The 16,116-nt window shown below is 62.1% G+C and carries 13 protein-coding genes, 1 pseudogene and 1 riboswitch; of the genes and pseudogenes, 9 read left to right on the top strand and 5 right to left on the bottom strand.

Going from position 1 to position 16,116, the window contains the following annotated elements:
* The first annotated feature begins 91 nt into the window (after positions 1-91).
* The 5 genes from leuA (at position 92) to AC3WR3_RS16035 (ending at position 6,219) form a co-directional block, all read left to right on the top strand.
* On the top strand, positions 92-1,654 hold the full coding sequence (gene leuA, locus AC3WR3_RS16015) for a 2-isopropylmalate synthase (protein WP_139744554.1): 1,563 nt from the start codon (positions 92-94) through the stop codon (positions 1,652-1,654).
* Positions 1,655-2,053: 399 nt separating this feature from the next.
* Positions 2,054-3,139 carry a 3-isopropylmalate dehydrogenase gene (gene leuB / locus AC3WR3_RS16020; protein WP_265436347.1) on the top strand — a complete coding sequence of 362 codons (1,086 nt, stop codon included), beginning with the start codon at positions 2,054-2,056 and terminating at the stop codon, positions 3,137-3,139.
* Between the two features lie 32 nt (positions 3,140-3,171).
* Positions 3,172-4,569 (top strand): 3-isopropylmalate dehydratase large subunit, encoded by a 1,398-nt coding sequence (gene leuC / locus AC3WR3_RS16025; protein WP_427253131.1) that lies wholly within the window; start codon positions 3,172-3,174, stop codon positions 4,567-4,569.
* Between the two features lie 16 nt (positions 4,570-4,585).
* The gene (gene leuD, locus AC3WR3_RS16030; RefSeq protein ID WP_163149573.1) at positions 4,586-5,185 is read left to right on the top strand and encodes a 3-isopropylmalate dehydratase small subunit; all 600 of its coding nucleotides are present in this window, start codon (positions 4,586-4,588) and stop codon (positions 5,183-5,185) included.
* Positions 5,186-5,289: 104 nt separating this feature from the next.
* The gene (locus tag AC3WR3_RS16035; protein WP_492292287.1) at positions 5,290-6,219 is read left to right on the top strand and encodes a transglutaminase-like domain-containing protein; all 930 of its coding nucleotides are present in this window, start codon (positions 5,290-5,292) and stop codon (positions 6,217-6,219) included.
* Between the two features lie 104 nt (positions 6,220-6,323).
* On the opposite strand, the gene AC3WR3_RS16040 is transcribed toward AC3WR3_RS16035, so the two are convergent.
* On the bottom strand, positions 6,324-6,614 hold the full coding sequence (locus AC3WR3_RS16040; RefSeq protein WP_005323856.1) for a PilZ domain-containing protein: 291 nt from the start codon (positions 6,612-6,614) through the stop codon (positions 6,324-6,326).
* 91 nt (positions 6,615-6,705) lie between these two features.
* A riboswitch (TPP riboswitch) is annotated at positions 6,706-6,796 on the top strand.
* A gap of 100 nt (positions 6,797-6,896) precedes the next feature.
* On the opposite strand from AC3WR3_RS16040, the gene thiB reads away from it, so the two are divergent.
* The 4 genes and pseudogenes from thiB to AC3WR3_RS16060 all read left to right on the top strand — a co-directional run.
* Positions 6,897-7,877 carry a thiamine ABC transporter substrate binding subunit gene (gene thiB / locus AC3WR3_RS16045; RefSeq protein ID WP_139435091.1) on the top strand — a complete coding sequence of 327 codons (981 nt, stop codon included), beginning with the start codon at positions 6,897-6,899 and terminating at the stop codon, positions 7,875-7,877.
* The gene (thiP, locus tag AC3WR3_RS16050; protein WP_492292289.1) at positions 7,853-9,481 is read left to right on the top strand and encodes a thiamine/thiamine pyrophosphate ABC transporter permease; all 1,629 of its coding nucleotides are present in this window, start codon (positions 7,853-7,855) and stop codon (positions 9,479-9,481) included. Before thiB ends, thiP begins: the two co-directional genes overlap by 25 nt.
* 69 nt (positions 9,482-9,550) lie before the next feature.
* Positions 9,551-10,258, top strand: a complete 708-nt coding sequence (gene thiQ / locus AC3WR3_RS16055; protein WP_454010244.1) for a thiamine ABC transporter ATP-binding protein — start codon at positions 9,551-9,553, stop codon at positions 10,256-10,258.
* 221 nt (positions 10,259-10,479) lie between these two features.
* Positions 10,480-10,617 (top strand): annotated as a pseudogene (locus AC3WR3_RS16060) (thiamine ABC transporter ATP-binding protein); the annotation flags it as partial.
* Between the two features lie 69 nt (positions 10,618-10,686).
* Here the strand turns inward: AC3WR3_RS16060 and AC3WR3_RS16065 are convergent.
* From AC3WR3_RS16065 to AC3WR3_RS16080, 4 genes are all read right to left on the bottom strand, one after another.
* Positions 10,687-12,057: a PhoH family protein gene (locus tag AC3WR3_RS16065; protein WP_139435097.1), complete on the bottom strand. Its 1,371-nt coding sequence runs from the start codon at positions 12,055-12,057 to the stop codon at positions 10,687-10,689.
* Positions 12,058-12,277: 220 nt separating this feature from the next.
* Positions 12,278-12,961 carry a TSCPD domain-containing protein gene (locus AC3WR3_RS16070; protein WP_139435098.1) on the bottom strand — a complete coding sequence of 228 codons (684 nt, stop codon included), beginning with the start codon at positions 12,959-12,961 and terminating at the stop codon, positions 12,278-12,280.
* A gap of 9 nt (positions 12,962-12,970) precedes the next feature.
* Positions 12,971-15,118, bottom strand: coding sequence for an adenosylcobalamin-dependent ribonucleoside-diphosphate reductase (locus tag AC3WR3_RS16075; RefSeq protein WP_492292291.1), 2,148 nt, complete (start codon positions 15,116-15,118; stop codon positions 12,971-12,973).
* A gap of 207 nt (positions 15,119-15,325) precedes the next feature.
* Positions 15,326-15,775: a pullulanase gene (locus AC3WR3_RS16080; protein WP_492292293.1), complete on the bottom strand. Its 450-nt coding sequence runs from the start codon at positions 15,773-15,775 to the stop codon at positions 15,326-15,328.
* Positions 15,776-16,116 lie beyond the last annotated feature (341 nt).

Genomic DNA, 16,116 nt, shown 5'->3' on the forward strand with positions numbered 1-16,116 from the left:
AGCCGGAATTTACAAAAACCCGTGCACCCCGCACGGGTTTTTTTATGCCAATGCAGGATGCACGCACCGAACTTAGGAAGAGGGAAGTCACATGTCAGATCGAGTCATCATATTCGATACCACCTTGCGTGATGGCGAGCAGGCGCTGTCGGCCAGCTTGACGGTCAAGGAGAAGCTGCAGATTGCCCAGGCGCTGGAACGACTCGGTGTCGACATCATGGAAGTGGGCTTCCCTGTCTCCTCCCCCGGTGATTTTCAATCGGTGCAGACCATAGCCCGCCACATCAAGAACAGCCGTGTCTGCGCCCTCGCCCGTGCCCTGCCCAAGGACATCGATGCCGCCGGCGAAGCCTTGCGGGTCGCCGAAGCCTTCCGTATCCACACCTTTATCTCCACCTCCTCCATCCACGTCGAAAGCAAGCTGAAGAAGAGCTTCGAAGACGTGCTGGAGATGGGGGTCGGCGCCATCAAGCACGCCCTGCGCTACACAGACGACGTGGAGTTCTCCTGCGAGGATGCGGGCCGCACGCCGATTGACAACCTCTGCCGCATGGTGGAGGCCGCCATCAAGGCGGGCGCCCGCACCATCAACATCCCGGATACCGTGGGCTACACGGTGCCGACCGAATTCTCCGGCATCATCCAGACCCTGTTCAATCGGGTGCCGAACATAGACCAGGCCATCATCTCGGTGCACTGCCACGACGATCTGGGGCTCTCGGTGGCGAACTCCATCGGTGCCGTACAGATGGGGGCCCGCCAGATCGAGTGCACCATCAACGGCATCGGCGAGCGGGCGGGCAACTGCTCCTTGGAAGAGGTGGCGATGATCCTGAAAACCCGCGCCGACCTGCTCGGGGTGCACACCAACATCCGTCACAACGAGATCCACCGCACCAGCACGCTGGTCAGTCAGCTGTGCAACATGCCGGTGCAGCCGAACAAGGCCATCGTCGGGGCCAACGCCTTCTCCCACAGCTCCGGCATCCATCAGGACGGCGTGCTCAAGGCCAAGAACACCTACGAAATCATCACTCCCGAGAGCATCGGCCTCACCCAGAACAACCTCAACATGACCTCCCGCTCCGGCCGCCACGTCATCAAGCACCGCATGGAGAGCATGGGCTACGCCGAGAGCAGCTACGATCTCGACCACCTCTACGGCAAGTTCCTCACCCTGGCCGACAAGAAGGGCCAGGTGTTCGATTACGATCTCGAGGCACTGGCCTTCTTCAGCCAGATCCACGAGGAGCCCGAGCACTTCAAGCTGGAGTACCTCGGGGTGCAGAGCGGCAGCTCTGTGCTGGCCACCGCCTCGGTCAAGCTCAAGGTGGGTCAGGATCTGATCTGCGAAGCGGCCACCGGCAACGGCCCTGTGGATGCTGTCTACCAGTGCATCAACCGCATCACCGGCTACGAGATCCGCATCGACAAGTACGAGCTCAAGGGCAAGGGGGAAGGCAAGAATGCCCTCGGCCAGGTCGACATAGTCGCCGAATACAAGGGTCGCAAATTCCATGGCATGGGGCTGGCCACCGACATCATCGAATCCTCGGCCCAGGCCCTGGTCCATGTCATCAACAGCATCTGGCGCGCCGATCAGGTCGCCGAGCAGATGGAACGCAATAACAACATCAAATCGGAAACCGTCTGAACAGTGAGTGATCGGTTCACTGAGCAGATGGGACATAAAAACAACATCAAATCGGAAACTGTCTGAATAGTGAGTGATCGGTTCACTGAGCAGATGGGACATAAAAACAACACCAAATCGGAAACCGTCTGAGCAGCGAACGGCTCGCTGAACGGATGGAATGCAATCACAACATCAGGACGGAGACTATCTGAACAGGTATCGCATCGCTGGGCAGATGGAACTCAAGACAACATCAGGACGGAGACAGTCTGAACAGGCATAGGCTCGCAGTATCGAGTCACTGGGCAGATGGAACTCAAGACAACATCAGAACGGAGACAGTCTGAACAGGTATAGGATCGCAGTATCGGGTCACTGGGCAGATGGAACTCAAGACAACATCAGGACGGAGAGAGTATGAGCAGTTATCGGATCGCAGTATTGCCGGGGGACGGCATTGGCCCGGAAGTGATGGCCGAGGCCATCAAGGTACTGGAAAAGGTGCAGACCAAATTCGGCTTCGCCCTCGACTATGATCGCCACGACGTGGGTGGCATCGCCATCGACAACCACGGCACCCCGCTGCCCCAAAGCACCATAGCGGGCTGCGAAGCGGCCGATGCCGTGCTGTTCGGCTCGGTCGGCGGCCCGAAATGGGAACATCTGCCCCCCAACGATCAGCCGGAGCGCGGCGCCCTGCTGCCCCTGCGCGCCCACTTCAAACTGTTCTGCAACCTGCGTCCGGCCCGCATCTACACCGGCCTGGAGCAGTTCTCCCCCCTGCGTGCCGACATCTCGGATCGCGGCTTCGACATCGCCTGCGTGCGGGAGCTGACCGGCGGCATCTACTTCGGCCAGCCCAAGGGGCGCGAAGGGGAAGGTGCCATGGAGAAGGCATTCGACACCGAGGTGTATCACCGCTTCGAGATCGAGCGCATCGCCAAGATAGCGTTCGAATCCGCCCGGGTGCGCAAGTCCAGGGTCACCTCCATCGACAAGGCCAACGTGCTCGCCTCCTCCATCCTGTGGCGCGAGGTGGTAACGCAAGTCGCCAAGGATTATCCCGACGTCGAACTGAACCATATGTACATCGACAACGCCACCATGCAGCTCATCAAGGATCCGTCCCAGTTCGACGTGCTGCTCTGCTCCAACCTGTTCGGCGACATCCTCTCCGACGAGTGCGCCATGATCACCGGCTCCATGGGGCTGCTCCCCTCCGCCAGCCTGAACGAATCCGGCTTCGGTCTGTTCGAGCCGGCCGGTGGCTCGGCCCCGGACATCGCCGGCAAGGGCATTGCGAACCCCATCGCCCAGATCCTCTCCGCCGCCCTGATGCTGCGCTACAGCCTGGGCCAGGAAGCCGCCGCCCAGGCCATAGAGCAGGCCGTCGCCCAGGCTCTGGCCGAGGGTTACTTCACCGCCGATCTGCATCAGGGTAACGCACAGCACCCGGTGCAAAGCACCGCCGAGATGGGCAGCCAGATAGCCGCACGGATCTGAGCCACGCAGCACATAACAAGGAATACAGAGCAATGTCCAAGACCCTCTATCAGAAAGTGTTCGACGCCCACGTGGTCCGGGAAGTGGAAGGGGAAACCCCCCTCATCTACATCGACCGCCACCTGGTGCACGAAGTGACCAGCCCGCAGGCGTTCGACGGCCTGCGCGCCATGAAGCGCCCGCTGCGCCGCCCGGATCTGACCTGGGCCACCATGGATCACAACGTCTCCACTACCACCAAGGACATCGCCGCCTCCGGCGAGATGGCCCGCATCCAGATGGAAACCCTGGCAGCCAACTGCAAGGAGTTCGGGGTCCGTCTCTATGACCTGAACCACAAATACCAGGGCATAGTCCACGTGATGGGCCCCGAGCTCGGCATCACATTGCCCGGCACCACCATAGTCTGCGGTGACTCCCACACCGCTACTCACGGCGCCTTCGGGTCGCTCGCGTTCGGCATTGGCACTTCCGAAGTGGAACACGTGATGGCGACCCAGACCCTGAAGCAGGGGCGAGCCAAGACCATGCGTATCTCTGTCAACGGCAAGCTGGCCGAAGGCATCAGCGCGAAAGACGTGGTGCTGGCCATCATTGGCAAGGTCGGCGCTGCCGGCGGTACCGGTTACGTGGTGGAGTTCGCAGGCGATGCCATCACGGGTCTCTCCATGGAAGGGCGCATGACGGTGTGCAACATGGCCATCGAGCTCGGCGCCAAGGCGGGCATGATAGCCCCGGATCAGACCACCATCGACTACATCCGCGGCAAGGTATTCGCCCCCACCGGCGAGGCGCTGGAGCAGGCCATCGCCCATTGGCAGAGCCTCAAGAGCGACGAGGGCGCGACCTTCGATGCCGAAGTGGTGCTGGACGCCGCCGCCATCGCCCCTCAGGTGACCTGGGGCACCAACCCGGGCCAGGTGATCGCCGTCAATGAACCCATTCCGGCGCCGGAATCCTTCAGCGATCTGATGGAGCAGCAGTCCGCCCGCAAGGCGCTTGCCTACATGGACTTGCAGCCGGGCCAGAAGCTCTGTGACGTCACCATCGACAAGGTGTTCATCGGCTCCTGCACCAACAGCCGCATCGAGGATCTGCGTGCCGCCGCCGCCATCGCCCGTGGCCGCAAGGTGGCCGCTGGGGTACAGGCCCTGGTGGTGCCGGGCTCCGAGCAGGTGAAGGCCCAGGCCGAGGCCGAGGGGCTGGACAAGATCTTCCTCGAGGCGGGCTTTGAGTGGCGCCTGCCCGGCTGCTCCATGTGTCTGGCCATGAACAACGACCGGCTGCAACCGGGAGAGCGCTGCGCCTCCACCAGCAACCGCAACTTCGAAGGGCGCCAGGGCCGTGCCGGCCGCACCCATCTGGTGAGCCCGGCCATGGCCGCCGCCGCCGCCGTCACCGGCCGCTTCGCCGATATTCGCGCGCTGTAATTACGAGGAGAACAAGATGACAGGTTTCAAACAGCATAAAGGGATCGTCGTTCCCCTCGACAGCGCCAACGTCGACACCGACGCCATCATTCCGAAGCAGTTTTTGCAGAAGGTGAACCGCATCGGCTTTGGCAAGCACCTGTTCCACGACTGGCGCTTCCTTGACGATGCCGGGGAGCAGCCCAACCCCGAGTTCGTGCTGAACCAGCCGCAATTCGCCGGCGCCAGCATACTGCTGGCCCGGGAGAACTTCGGCTGCGGCTCGAGCCGCGAGCACGCCCCCTGGGCGCTGGCGGACTACGGCTTCAAGACCATCATTGCCCCGAGCTTTGCCGACATCTTCTACGGCAACGCCATCAACAACGGCATGGTGCCGGTACGCCTGAAAGAAGAAGAGGTCGAGGCCCTGTTCCAGCTGGTCGCGGCCAATCCGGGCATAGAAATTGAAGTGGACCTGGAGGCGAACCAGGTGCGCGCCGGCGCGCTCACGTTCGGCTTCGAGATCGACGAGTTCCGCCGCTACTGCCTGCTCAACGGGCTGGATGCCATCGGCCTGACCCTGCAACACGAAGCCGCCATCAGCGCCTTCGAGGCAAAGCAGCCGAGCTGGATTTGACGCGCCAGCGGCAAGAAAGCGAGTAGAATCCACAGGGAGCCGAGGCTCCCTGTTTTATTCTCACTCCCGCCCAGCCACCATGGGCTCACCGACAGGAAAGGATGATGAAGACGACCCGCGCCCTCTCCCTGCTGCTTGGCATGCTGCTCGTCCTCCCGGCCAGCGCCGGACAGACCTACTTCAACAGCAACGGCGGCCAGCTCAACGTCGGTTGGCAGGACAGGGAAGGCAAGGCCCAGCAACTCAGCTACCGGCTGGAGGCGGGCAAGCTGCCGCCGCTCATCGCCTATCGCCCGGCCAGGATGCAGGAGGAGGTGTTGCAGAGCTTGCTGCGGCAGGCGGAGCTTGAATTCCCCGAGGTGCAGTTCTCCCTCTCCCGCCCCAGCCTCGCCCTCAGCCTCAAGAGCCGCAACGCCGACAAGGCCAGGGAAGCCTCGCTATGGGTCAAGCCGGAGCAGGCCAGACTGGAGGCCGAGTGGCTCAAGCAGCACTACTTCCAGCCCTTCACCCCGCCCGACGGCGCCCCCGCCATCAAGCAGGATCATGTGCGCATCGCCCTGGAGAGCCGTGCCGAACTGGCGCCCCTGGCCGAGCAGCTCAAGCAGGAGGGCGCCACAGAGACAGAGGCGCGCCAGAAGACGGTGGCCCATATGCTCGACTTCATCCAGGCCATCCCCTATCAGCTGCTCGACAGCCAGTCGGGGCGCTCGGGCAAGGGCTTTCTGAGCCCGCGCCAGGTGCTGGAGCAGAACCGGGGGGATTGCGACAGCAAGGTGACCCTGATGGCGGCTCTGCTGGCCCAGCGCTTTCCCGAGCTGAAGCAGGCCATGGTGTTCGTGCCGGGCCATGCCCTGCTGGGGGTGGCGCTGCCAGCCGGCCCGGGTCAGGCGACCCTGAGCTGGCAAGGGGAAACCTATCTGCTGCTGGAACCGACCGGCCCAGCCCAGCTCCCCATGGGCCAGCTCGCCGCCACCAGCAAGACGCTGGTCGACAGCAAGCAGTTGAGCGTCCAACCCGTGCTGGCCAGCAACTGAGTCTCACCCGGAGCGGCGATCCGGGCGGGAAGGCAAGGTTGGCCCGGGCCGAAAATGCATCGACCAGCCGGTGGCTGGTCGATGGAACAGGGTGGCGTGCGGACTCAGGTCAGAGGCAGGAACTCCAACGCCAGCAAGAGCCCGCCCTCCTCCTCCAGCACCCGCACTATGCGGGCCTGGGCCTCGAAGGGGGGCAGCAGGTTGCTGCTGGTGGCCAGGCTCACCCGGATGGGTTGGGCCAGATCAAACCCGTGTTCGTTCACCTCGACCCCCATGCCATTGGCGCTGAGATCCCGGCAGACTCCCTCAAGCACCTGCTGGTGCTGGAACAGGGTGACAGGGGCGTTGATGACCATGCGCTGGAAGGCACGTCTTTCCTTGGTGCTGGTGATCACTGGGGGCATCCTCCTTGGTGGTGGCTCGCACGGCGCGGCCCGTGAAACATAGTGCTGGCCTCCCCCAAAGAAGGTCAATACAATGCGGTTCGTTGCTCAAACGGGGTGCGGTTTACCGCTGAGATTATACCCGTGAACCTGATCCAGATAATGCTGGCGGAGGAATTTGAGGCATGGCGCGCGTTTTTTGCGCCCTCATCCGCTGGCCCTCACCACAAGAGAGGTGCCATTGATGTGCAGACCGCTGCCCATGGCACCTCAGTACCCACAGGAGTGCCATTGATGAAGACCCTGCTGCTGCTCGCGACCGGCCTGCTCTCTGCCCAGGCATTTGCCGCCGACACCCTCACCGTCTACACCTACGGCTCCTTCGCCGCCGAATGGGGCCCGGGTCCCAAGATCAAGCAGGCCTTCGAGAAGGAGTGCGGCTGTACCCTCAATCTGGTGGCCCTGGAAGACGGTGTCGCCATCCTCAACCGGCTGCGGCTGGAAGGCCAGCACAGCAAGGCAGACCTGGTGCTGGGGCTGGATGATGCCCTGGTCAGCGAGGCCAAGCAGAGCGGCCTGTTCGCCCCTCATCACACCAGGCTTGACGCCCTCAAGGTGCCGGGTGGCTGGCAGGATGACACCTTCGTCCCCTATGACTACGGCTACTTCGCCTTCGTCTACGACAAGGACAAACTCAAGCAGCCCCCCAAGAGCCTGAAAGAGCTGGTGGAACGCCAGGATCTCAAGGTGATCTATCAGGATCCCCGCACCTCCACCCCGGGCCAGGGGCTGATGCTCTGGATGAAGTCTGTCTATGGCGATCAGGCCCCTGCCGCCTGGGAACAGCTGGCCAAAAAGACGGTCACCGTCACCAAGGGCTGGTCCGAGGCCTATGGCATGTTCCTCGACGGCGAGGCGGACATGGTGCTCTCCTATACCAGCTCCCCCGCCTATCACCTGATCGCCGAGAACAAGCCCCAGTACCGGGCGGCCGCCTTCGCAGAGGGGCATTACCGTCAGGTGGAAGTGGCCGCCAAGCTGAAAAGCGCTGCCCAGGACAAGCTGGCGGACCAGTTCCTGCAGTTCATGGTCAGCCCCGCCTTCCAGCAGGAGATCCCTGCCGGCAACTGGATGTACCCGGTGATCGACCAGCCGCTGCCCAAGGGCTTCGAGCAGATGATCACGGTCGCCAAGCCGCTGAGCTTCACCTCTGATGACGTGGCCGCCAATCGCAAGAACTGGATCCGCGAATGGCTGCAAGCCGTCACCCAGTGAACGCAGGCTCTCGTCCCCTCTGGTGGCTGCCGGGCAGTGCGGCCACCCTGCTGATCCTGCTGTTGTCCCTCGGGCCGCTCGCGGCCCTGCTGTGGCAGGCGGGCACCTTGTCTCCCCGCACTCTGCTGGCCGATCCCTATCTGCGCCATGTGTTGGGCTTCAGCCTGGGGCAGGCCCTGCTCTCCACCCTGCTGAGCTTAGGTGTAGCCATTCCGGTGGCAAGAGCGTTGGCGCGGCGCCGCTTCCCCGGCCGGGCCTTGCTGCTCAAGCTGTTCGGCCTCTCCCTGGTGCTGCCCGTCATCATCGCCATCTTTGGCATGGTCGCGGTGCACGGCCGCCAGGGCTGGTTGCCACAGCTGCTGCGCGGCCTGGGGCTGGATCCCGGTAACTACCTGTACGGCCTGTTCGGCATCCTGCTGGCCCATGTTTTCTTCAACATGCCGCTGGCAGCCAGACTCATCCTGCAGAGCATAGAGAGCGTCCCCGAGACCTCCTGGCGCCTCGCCAGCCAGCTCGGCATGCGCTCATCCCACATCTTCCGGCTGCTGGAGTGGCCGCTCATCCGCGGCATACTGCCGGGGCTCGCCAGCCTCATCTTCATGCTCTGCTTCACCAGCTTCACCACAGTGCTGGCGCTGGGCGGCGGCCCAAAGTCCACCACCCTGGAAGTGGCCGTCTATCAGGCACTGCGTTTCGATTTCGATCTCGCCACCGCTGGCGGGCTCGCGCTGGTGCAGCTGCTGCTGACCCTGGCCCTGCTCCTGCTGCAACACAGGCTGCAGACCACCCCGGCCAGCCGTCTCACCAGCCGCCGCCCCTGCCTGAGGCCGGATCGCCATCAGCCGGGGGCAGGCCTGGTGGATGCCGTGGCGCTCTGCACCGGGCTAGCCATCTTCCTGCCGCCCCTGCTGGCCATAGTCGTGGCCGGTTTCAACCCCGGCCTGCTGACGGCGCTGGCATCCCCCGCGCTGTGGCAGGCGGGCGGTCAATCCCTGGCCATCGCCCTGGCGGCCGGGTCGCTGGCGACCCTGCTCGGTGCCGGTCTGCTGCTCACCAGCCGCCACCTGAGGGTGCGCGGGCGCAAGCGGCGGGCCGCCGCCCTGTGGGAGGCCAGCGGCTCCATGATCCTGATGATCCCGGCTGTGGTACTGAGTACCGGGCTCTTCATCATGTTCATGCCTTTTGCCGACGTCTTTGCCCTGGGCCCCTGGCTGGTGGTACTGGTCAACGCCCTGATGGCGCTGCCCTATGTGCTGCGCACCCTCAGCGCCCCCATGCAGCTGGTGGTGCGTCAATACGACAGGCTGGCGGACAGCCTGGGGGTGCGCGGCCTGCACCGCCTGCGACTGGTGGAGTGGCCTCTGCTGCGCCGCCCGCTGGCGCTCGCCATGGCGCTCTCCATGATATTGTCCCTCGGGGATCTCGGCGCCATCGCCATGTTCGGCAGCCAGGCCCTCACCACCTTGCCCTGGCTGCTCTATCAGCAGCTCGGGAGCTACCGGCTGACCGAGGCTGCCGCCACCGCCCTGCTGCTGCTCACGCTCTGTTTCTCCCTGTTCTGGCTGGTTGAGCGGGGTCTTGGAGGAAAAAATGGCGAGCATTGAGGTACAAACCCTGCGCTACCGTTTCTGCGGCTGTTCTGGCTGGTCGAACGGACTCTTTGAGAGGAAAACATGCTGAACATCGATGAACTGGTCACCAGCTACCCGGATTGGCGCGTCAGCTTCAGCGCCACCCTGCCCAGGGGGGAAATCACCGCCCTGATAGGGCCGAGCGGTGCCGGCAAGTCCACCCTGCTCGGCATGATCGCCGGCTTCGTGCCGGTGGAGTCCGGCCGTCTCAGTTTCGATGGTGTCGATCTGCTGCCGCTCGGCCCCGCCGAGCGGCCGGTGACCACACTGTTTCAGGATCACAACCTCTTCCTGCATCTGTCGGTGTTCGACAACATCGCCATCGGCATGCACCCTGGCCTGCGCCTGAGCGAGGCCCAGCGCGAGCAGGTGAAACAGGGGGCAGAGCGGGTCGGCCTTGGGGACATGCTGAGCCGCCTGCCGGAGCAGCTCTCCGGCGGCCAGCAACAGCGGGTGGGGCTGGCCCGCGCCCTGGTGCGGGGAAAACCCCTGCTGCTGCTGGATGAGCCCTTCTCGGCCCTGGATCCCGCCCTGCGCCGGGAGATGCTGGCCGAGGTGGCCCGCCTCGCCTGCGAGCAGGGCATCACTGTGCTCATGGTGTCCCACAACCCGGAAGATGCCCAACTGATCGCCGATCAGGTGCTGTTCGTGGACGAGGGCCGCATCGCCCTGCAGGGCAAACCCGACATACTGCAGAACAGCGAGCACCCCGGGCTGCTGCGCTACCTTGGTCGCGCTCTATCTCCATAGTGGAAGGCCAACAAGTGGATGGTCTCCCCCTGGCATAACCCCGGAAGATGCCCAGCTGATCGCCGATCAGGTGCTGTTCGTGGACGAAGGCCGCATCGCCCTGCAGGGCAAACCGAACATACTGCAAGACAGCGAACACCCCGGGCTGCTGCGTTACCTTGGTCGCGCTCTATCTCCATAGTGGATGGCCAACAAGCTGATGGTCTCCCCCTGGCATAACCCCGGAAGATGCCCAGCTGATCGCCGATCAGGTGCTGTTCGTGGACGAGGGCCGCATAGCCCTGCAGGGTAAACCGAACATACTGCAAGACTGCGAACACCCCGGGCTGCTTCGTTATCTTGGCCGTACACAAGGGTAATGACGGCAACGGGATCAAAAAAGGGGAAGCCGTCCGGCTTCCCCTTTCTCATGCAGAGATTGCGTTAAATCAGAGATTTTCCTCGGCGAACGAAGCCAGCCGGCTGCGCACCACCCCGTTCAGGAAGATGTTGGCACTGCCGTCGAAGTCCTTGAAACGCTCGACTATGTAGGTCAGACCCGAGGTCACCGGGCTCAGGTAGTTGGAGTCTATCTGGGCCAGGTTGCCGGAGCAGACGATCTTGGTCCCCTCGCCGCAGCGGGTGATGATGGTCTTGATCTGGGAGGCGGTCAGGTTCTGGCACTCGTCCAGCAGCACGAAGGTGTTCTGGATGCTGCGCCCGCGCATGAAGTTGACCGATTTGAACTGGATGTTGGCCTTCTCCATGATGTAGCTGAGGGACCCGCTCATGTTCTCGTCCTGCTTGTGCAGCACCTCCAGGGTGTCGGTCACCGCCGCCAGCCAGGGCATCATCTTCTCTTCTTCGGTACCGGGCAGGAAGCCGATGCTCTCGGCGATTTCCGGGGTGTTACGGGTGACGATCACCTTCTCGTAGATCCCCTTCTCGATCACCAACTCCAGGGCCGCCGCCATGGCGAGCAGGGTCTTGCCGCAGCCCGCCGGGCCGGTCAGGATCACCAGATCGATGTGCGGATCCAGCAGGGCGTCCAGCGCCATGCCCTGATAGATGTTCTTGGGATGCACCCCCCAGGCCTTGCGTGACATCAGCCGCTCGCGGCCCAGATCCTTGAGGCGGATCTTGTTGCCGTCGTGGCTCAGCACCCTGGCTGCGAAGAAGTTCTCCTCGTCCAGCAGGTACTGGTTGACGTGCACCCCCTCCAGCAGGTTCGAGTCGATCACGTGGACTGTGTCGCGGCCATGGGTCTCGCTGTCGCACTCGCCGACCCGCTCCCAGAAGCTGCCTGGCACCACCTGGAAGCCCTTGGCCAGCAGGCGGATGTCGTCGATCAGCTGGTCGCTGCGATAATCCTCCACATGGGCAAGGCCCGCCCCCTTGGCCTTGAGGCGCATGTTGATGTCCTTGGTCACCAGCACCACCTGGCGTTTCATCTCGTGCTTTTGCAGGTAGAGGGCCGCGTTGATGATGCGGTTGTCCGCCTCCTTGTCGGTGAACACCTCGGCATCCTGGGGCAGATGGTGATCGCTGAAGATGGAGATGCGACCGCTCGCCTCGCCGGCCAGCGCCACCCCTTGCACTATCTGCTCCGGGGTCGCATCGCGGAACACGTCTTCCAGGGCTCGGATGGCGATGCGGGCATCACGGCTGACGTCCTTCTGGCGATCCTTGATGTTGTCGAGCTCTTCGAGCACCGTCATGGGGATGAGCACGTCGTGCTCTTTGAAGGAGTAGATGGCGAGGGGTTCGTGAAGCAGAACGTTGGTATCCAGGATAAACAGCTTTCGGTCCGTGTTGTCCATAAGCATCCTCCTTGGCACTGAAGGTGCCACGTGTGTGAATCTCAGATGTCATTGAAACCACACGGCCGTGACAGTTTTATTACCCCTCACGCTACGCCCGAATTTACCGGTGTGCAACATTTCCCTTGTCCGTCCTAACTGACTGTATATAAAGCAATCAATAAACAAGACCGGCCCACAGGCCGGTCTTTTAAGCTGATTTATGCCCCTGTTGGCCCCATTAGCCACACTTGGAATCGCCGCAGTTGAGGCAGGTCATGCAACCATCCTTCTGCACCAGCGCCTTGGTGTGGCACTTGTAGCAGAGCGCAGCACTGGCCGGGAAGCCGCTGCCTGACTGCTGAGCGTCAGCCTCCTGTTCGGCCTGCATCTGTGCCTGTTTCTCGGCCAGAAACGCCTGCTGATGCTCATCCAGCCCAGTGGCCTTGAGCATGCCGATCTCGGTGAGATGGGTCTCGATCACGTTGCCAATTTCGGCGATGAGCGACGGCACATACTTGCCCTTGTTCCAGTAGCCCCCCTTGGGATCGAACACGGACCTCAGCTCCTCCACCAGGAAGGTGACATCCCCGCCCTTGCGAAACACCGCAGAGATGATGCGGGTCAGCGCCACTATCCACTGGTAGTGCTCCAGGCTCTTGGAGTTGATGAAGATCTCGAACGGACGGCGCGTCTCGTGGACTGTGCCCTCGTTGAGAATGATGTCGTTGATGGTGATGAATAGCGAGTGCTCGGAGACATGCTCCGGCGTCTTCAGCTTGTAGGTGGTGCCCATCAGCCGCTCCGGACGCAGCACAGTCTCGTGCATGTGTACCACGTCATCCTGGGGAGCCGGTGCTTCTTGCGGCTCATCCCGGGTTTTCACCTTGTAGGCGACGATTTTCCTGTCGATCTTCTTGACCATAATCTGTTCTCAGAATTTGCCGTAATAGCCTTCTTTCAAGGCGTCGTAGAGGTTGGCGGCGGTGTGCAGCTCACCATCGTATTCGATCTCTTCGTTCCCCTTCACCGTGATGACGGAGCCATCCTCCAGAGTGAACTCGTACTGAGTGTTCTCCAGATCCTTCTCCTTCACCAGCACCCCCTGGAAGGCCTCGGGGTTGAAGCGGAAGGTAGTGCACCCCTTGAGGCCGGAGTCCGAGGCATACATGTAGATGTCCTTGAACTGCTCGAACGGGAAGTCGGTCGGCACGTTGGCGGTCTTGGAGATGGACGAATCTATCCAGCGCTGGGCCGCGGCCTGGATGTCCACGTGCTGGGCCGGGCTGATGTCGTCGGCTGTGATGAAGTAATCCGGTAGACGGCAGGCCTCATCCTCGGTGTAGGGCATGGCACCGGCGTTGACGAGCTCGCGATAGGCCAGCAGCTCGAAGGAGTAGACATCCACGCTCTCCTTGCTCTTCTTGCCCGCCTTGATGACGTTGCGGCTGTAGTGATGGGCGAAGCTCGGCTCTATGCCGTTGCTGGCGTTGTTGGCCAGCGACAGAGAGATGGTGCCGGTCGGCGCTATGCTACTGTGGTGGGTGAAACGCCCACCCACCTCGGCCAGCGCGGCCACCAGGGCGGGATCCACCTCGGCCACCTGCTGCATGTAGCGGCTGTAGCGTGCATGCAGCACCTTGCCCTTCACCTTGTCGCCGAGCTTGATGCCATCGGCCGCCATCTCGGGGCGCAGCCGCAGCATCTTGCCGGTCACCTCGAACTCCTGCTCCATGATGGGAGCCGGGCCCTTCTCCTTCGCCAGCGCCAGGGACTCCTGCCAGCCGGTCATGGCCAGCTCCTGGGAGACCTGCTCGGTAAACGCCACGGAGGCAGCAGAGCCATACTTTATTTGCAGCATGGTGAGGGTCGACCCCAGGCCGAGGAAGCCCATGCCGTGGCGGCGCTTGGCGGTGATCTCCTCGCGCTGCTTAGGCAATGGCAGCTGGTTGATCTCCACCACGTTGTCCAGCATGCGGGTGAAGATGGCCACCACCTTGCGAAACGCGGGCCAGTCGAAGGTGGCCCGCTCGGTGAAGGGATCGCGTACAAACTTGGTCAGGTTGACCGACCCCAGCAGGCAGGCGCCATAGGGGGGCAAGGGCTGCTCACCACAGGGGTTGGTGGCGCGGATCTCCTCGCAGAACCAGTTGTTGTTCATCTGGTTGACCTTGTCGATCAGGATGAAACCGGGCTCCGCATAGTCATAGGTGGAGGTCATGATGACGTTCCACAGCTTGCGCGCTGGCAGGGTCTTGTAGACCTTGCAGGCCACCTGCCCCAGCGCGTTGATCACCACTCCTTCCTTGTTCGGCCAGTCGGCCCAGAGCACCTGAGCGGGATCATCCAGGGCGATGCCGTCCTGCTCCACCTCTTTGGCGGTGTAGGGGAAGATGAGTCGCCAGGGCGCATCCTCTTTCACCGCCTTGACGAACTCTTCGGTGATGAGTAGGGAGAGGTTGAACTGGCGCAGGCGACCATCTTCCCGCTTGGCCTGGATGAACTCGATCACGTCGGGGTGGCGGATATCCATGGTGCCCATCTGGGCGCCGCGACGGCCACCCGCCGACGAGACGGTGAAACACATCTTGTCGTAGATATCCATGAAGGAGAGCGGGCCCGAGGTATAGGCCCCGGCGCCGGAGACGAAGGCACCGCGCGGACGCAGGGTCGAGAAGTCATAGCCGATGCCGCAGCCCGCTTTCAGGGTCAGGCCGGCCTCGTGCACCTTGCCGAGAATGTCATCCATCGAATCCTCGATGGTGCCGGAGACGGTGCAGTTGATGGTCGAGGTGGCCGGCTTGTGCTCGAAGGCCCCAGCATTGGAGGTGATACGACCCGCCGGGATGGCGCCATTGCGCAGGGCCCACAGGAAGGGCTCATACCAGGCATCGGGCTCGCTTTCCTGGGCCGCCAGCGCACGGGCAACCCGCTGATAGGTCTCGTCTATGGTGCCGTCGATGGGCGCCCCATCCTTGCTCTTGAGGCGATACTTGCTGTCCCAGATCTCGAGGGAGGTTTCCTGCATGGGGATGAGGGCAGAGTTGGGTCCACTCTCCAGAACAGGGTTGGATTTAGCCATTTTCAAGCCACCTTATGTGAATGCAACAACGTCATGACAGAGTCAAAAACACAACCAATAGGTTCAATGTCAACCATATAGCACTATATATAGTATCTCTCTCACGGGGCGCCGATTCTATCCTAAAAAAATGCCCCGGCCAGCAGATATTTGGGCCAGGGCATTTAACCGGTTCATTTCCCGATGAATTTAACGGGAGGAGGAATTTCAGGGCTTCTTGACGTACACGCTCGGCGTCTCACCCGCCATATTCAGATAGAACTCGTAGACACCGTCGGCATCCGGCGAGAACTTCATGTCCTCATACTTGGAGCAGGGGTTGACCGGCACAGGCTCTCCACCCAGCACGGCGATGCCGTCACTCGGACTCTTGTAGCCGAAGTTGGTGCCACAGCTCCAGCCGGAATCGGCGAACTTGAACTTGTAGGGCGCCCACTCTTTCTTGAGCGTTCCCTTGGCCATGTAGAGTTTGTCGGCCACCTTGACCACCTTGCTCTCATCGGTCGCCATCCAGTCGTTCATCTCCCCCCGCAGGTAGATGGACTTGCCACCGAAGTCGCTGTTGTCTGCCGCCTGCTCTGCACCGCCATTGGATGCGCAACCGCCTAATACCAGGGTTCCCGCCGCCAGCATCATCGTTACTGTTCTTTTGAACATGTGTCCATTCCTCAGATTATTGTGATTCCTTGGCCCATCGAACGTGGGCAGACGAATTAAAGCAGAGCAGGCATCACAAGAAAGGTAGAGTCATCACATTCTGTGCTTTTTATATCCAGCACGCCGCGCCAATGGATAAATATCGAACAGAAAAGGGGGAGAGGTTTTGGGAGAGGAGGGAGCTCATCGTCAAACTGCAGGAGTGTTAAAGCTCAATTATCAGTCAATGCACTGATCTTCAGGCAATAAAAAACCCCGCTCATCGAGCGGGGTTTTTCGTGTTGGGTGCCTGGCAGTGTCCTACTCTCGCATGGCGAATGCCACACTACCATCGGCGCTAC

The organism is Aeromonas sp. EU05-FHT14A05 (assembly GCF_058791175.1).

Coding starts and splice junctions, on each gene's coding strand:
- leuA (WP_139744554.1), top strand. CDS start 92: ATGTCAGATCGAGTCATCATATTCGATACCACCTTGCGTGATGGCGAG.
- leuB (WP_265436347.1), top strand. CDS start 2,054: ATGAGCAGTTATCGGATCGCAGTATTGCCGGGGGACGGCATTGGCCCG.
- leuC (WP_427253131.1), top strand. CDS start 3,172: ATGTCCAAGACCCTCTATCAGAAAGTGTTCGACGCCCACGTGGTCCGG.
- leuD (WP_163149573.1), top strand. CDS start 4,586: ATGACAGGTTTCAAACAGCATAAAGGGATCGTCGTTCCCCTCGACAGC.
- AC3WR3_RS16035 (WP_492292287.1), top strand. CDS start 5,290: ATGAAGACGACCCGCGCCCTCTCCCTGCTGCTTGGCATGCTGCTCGTC.
- thiB (WP_139435091.1), top strand. CDS start 6,897: ATGAAGACCCTGCTGCTGCTCGCGACCGGCCTGCTCTCTGCCCAGGCA.
- thiP (WP_492292289.1), top strand. CDS start 7,853: ATGGCTGCAAGCCGTCACCCAGTGAACGCAGGCTCTCGTCCCCTCTGG.
- thiQ (WP_454010244.1), top strand. CDS start 9,551: ATGCTGAACATCGATGAACTGGTCACCAGCTACCCGGATTGGCGCGTC.
- AC3WR3_RS16065 (WP_139435097.1), bottom strand. CDS start 12,057: ATGGACAACACGGACCGAAAGCTGTTTATCCTGGATACCAACGTTCTG.
- AC3WR3_RS16070 (WP_139435098.1), bottom strand. CDS start 12,961: ATGGTCAAGAAGATCGACAGGAAAATCGTCGCCTACAAGGTGAAAACC.
- AC3WR3_RS16075 (WP_492292291.1), bottom strand. CDS start 15,118: ATGGCTAAATCCAACCCTGTTCTGGAGAGTGGACCCAACTCTGCCCTC.
- AC3WR3_RS16080 (WP_492292293.1), bottom strand. CDS start 15,775: ATGTTCAAAAGAACAGTAACGATGATGCTGGCGGCGGGAACCCTGGTA.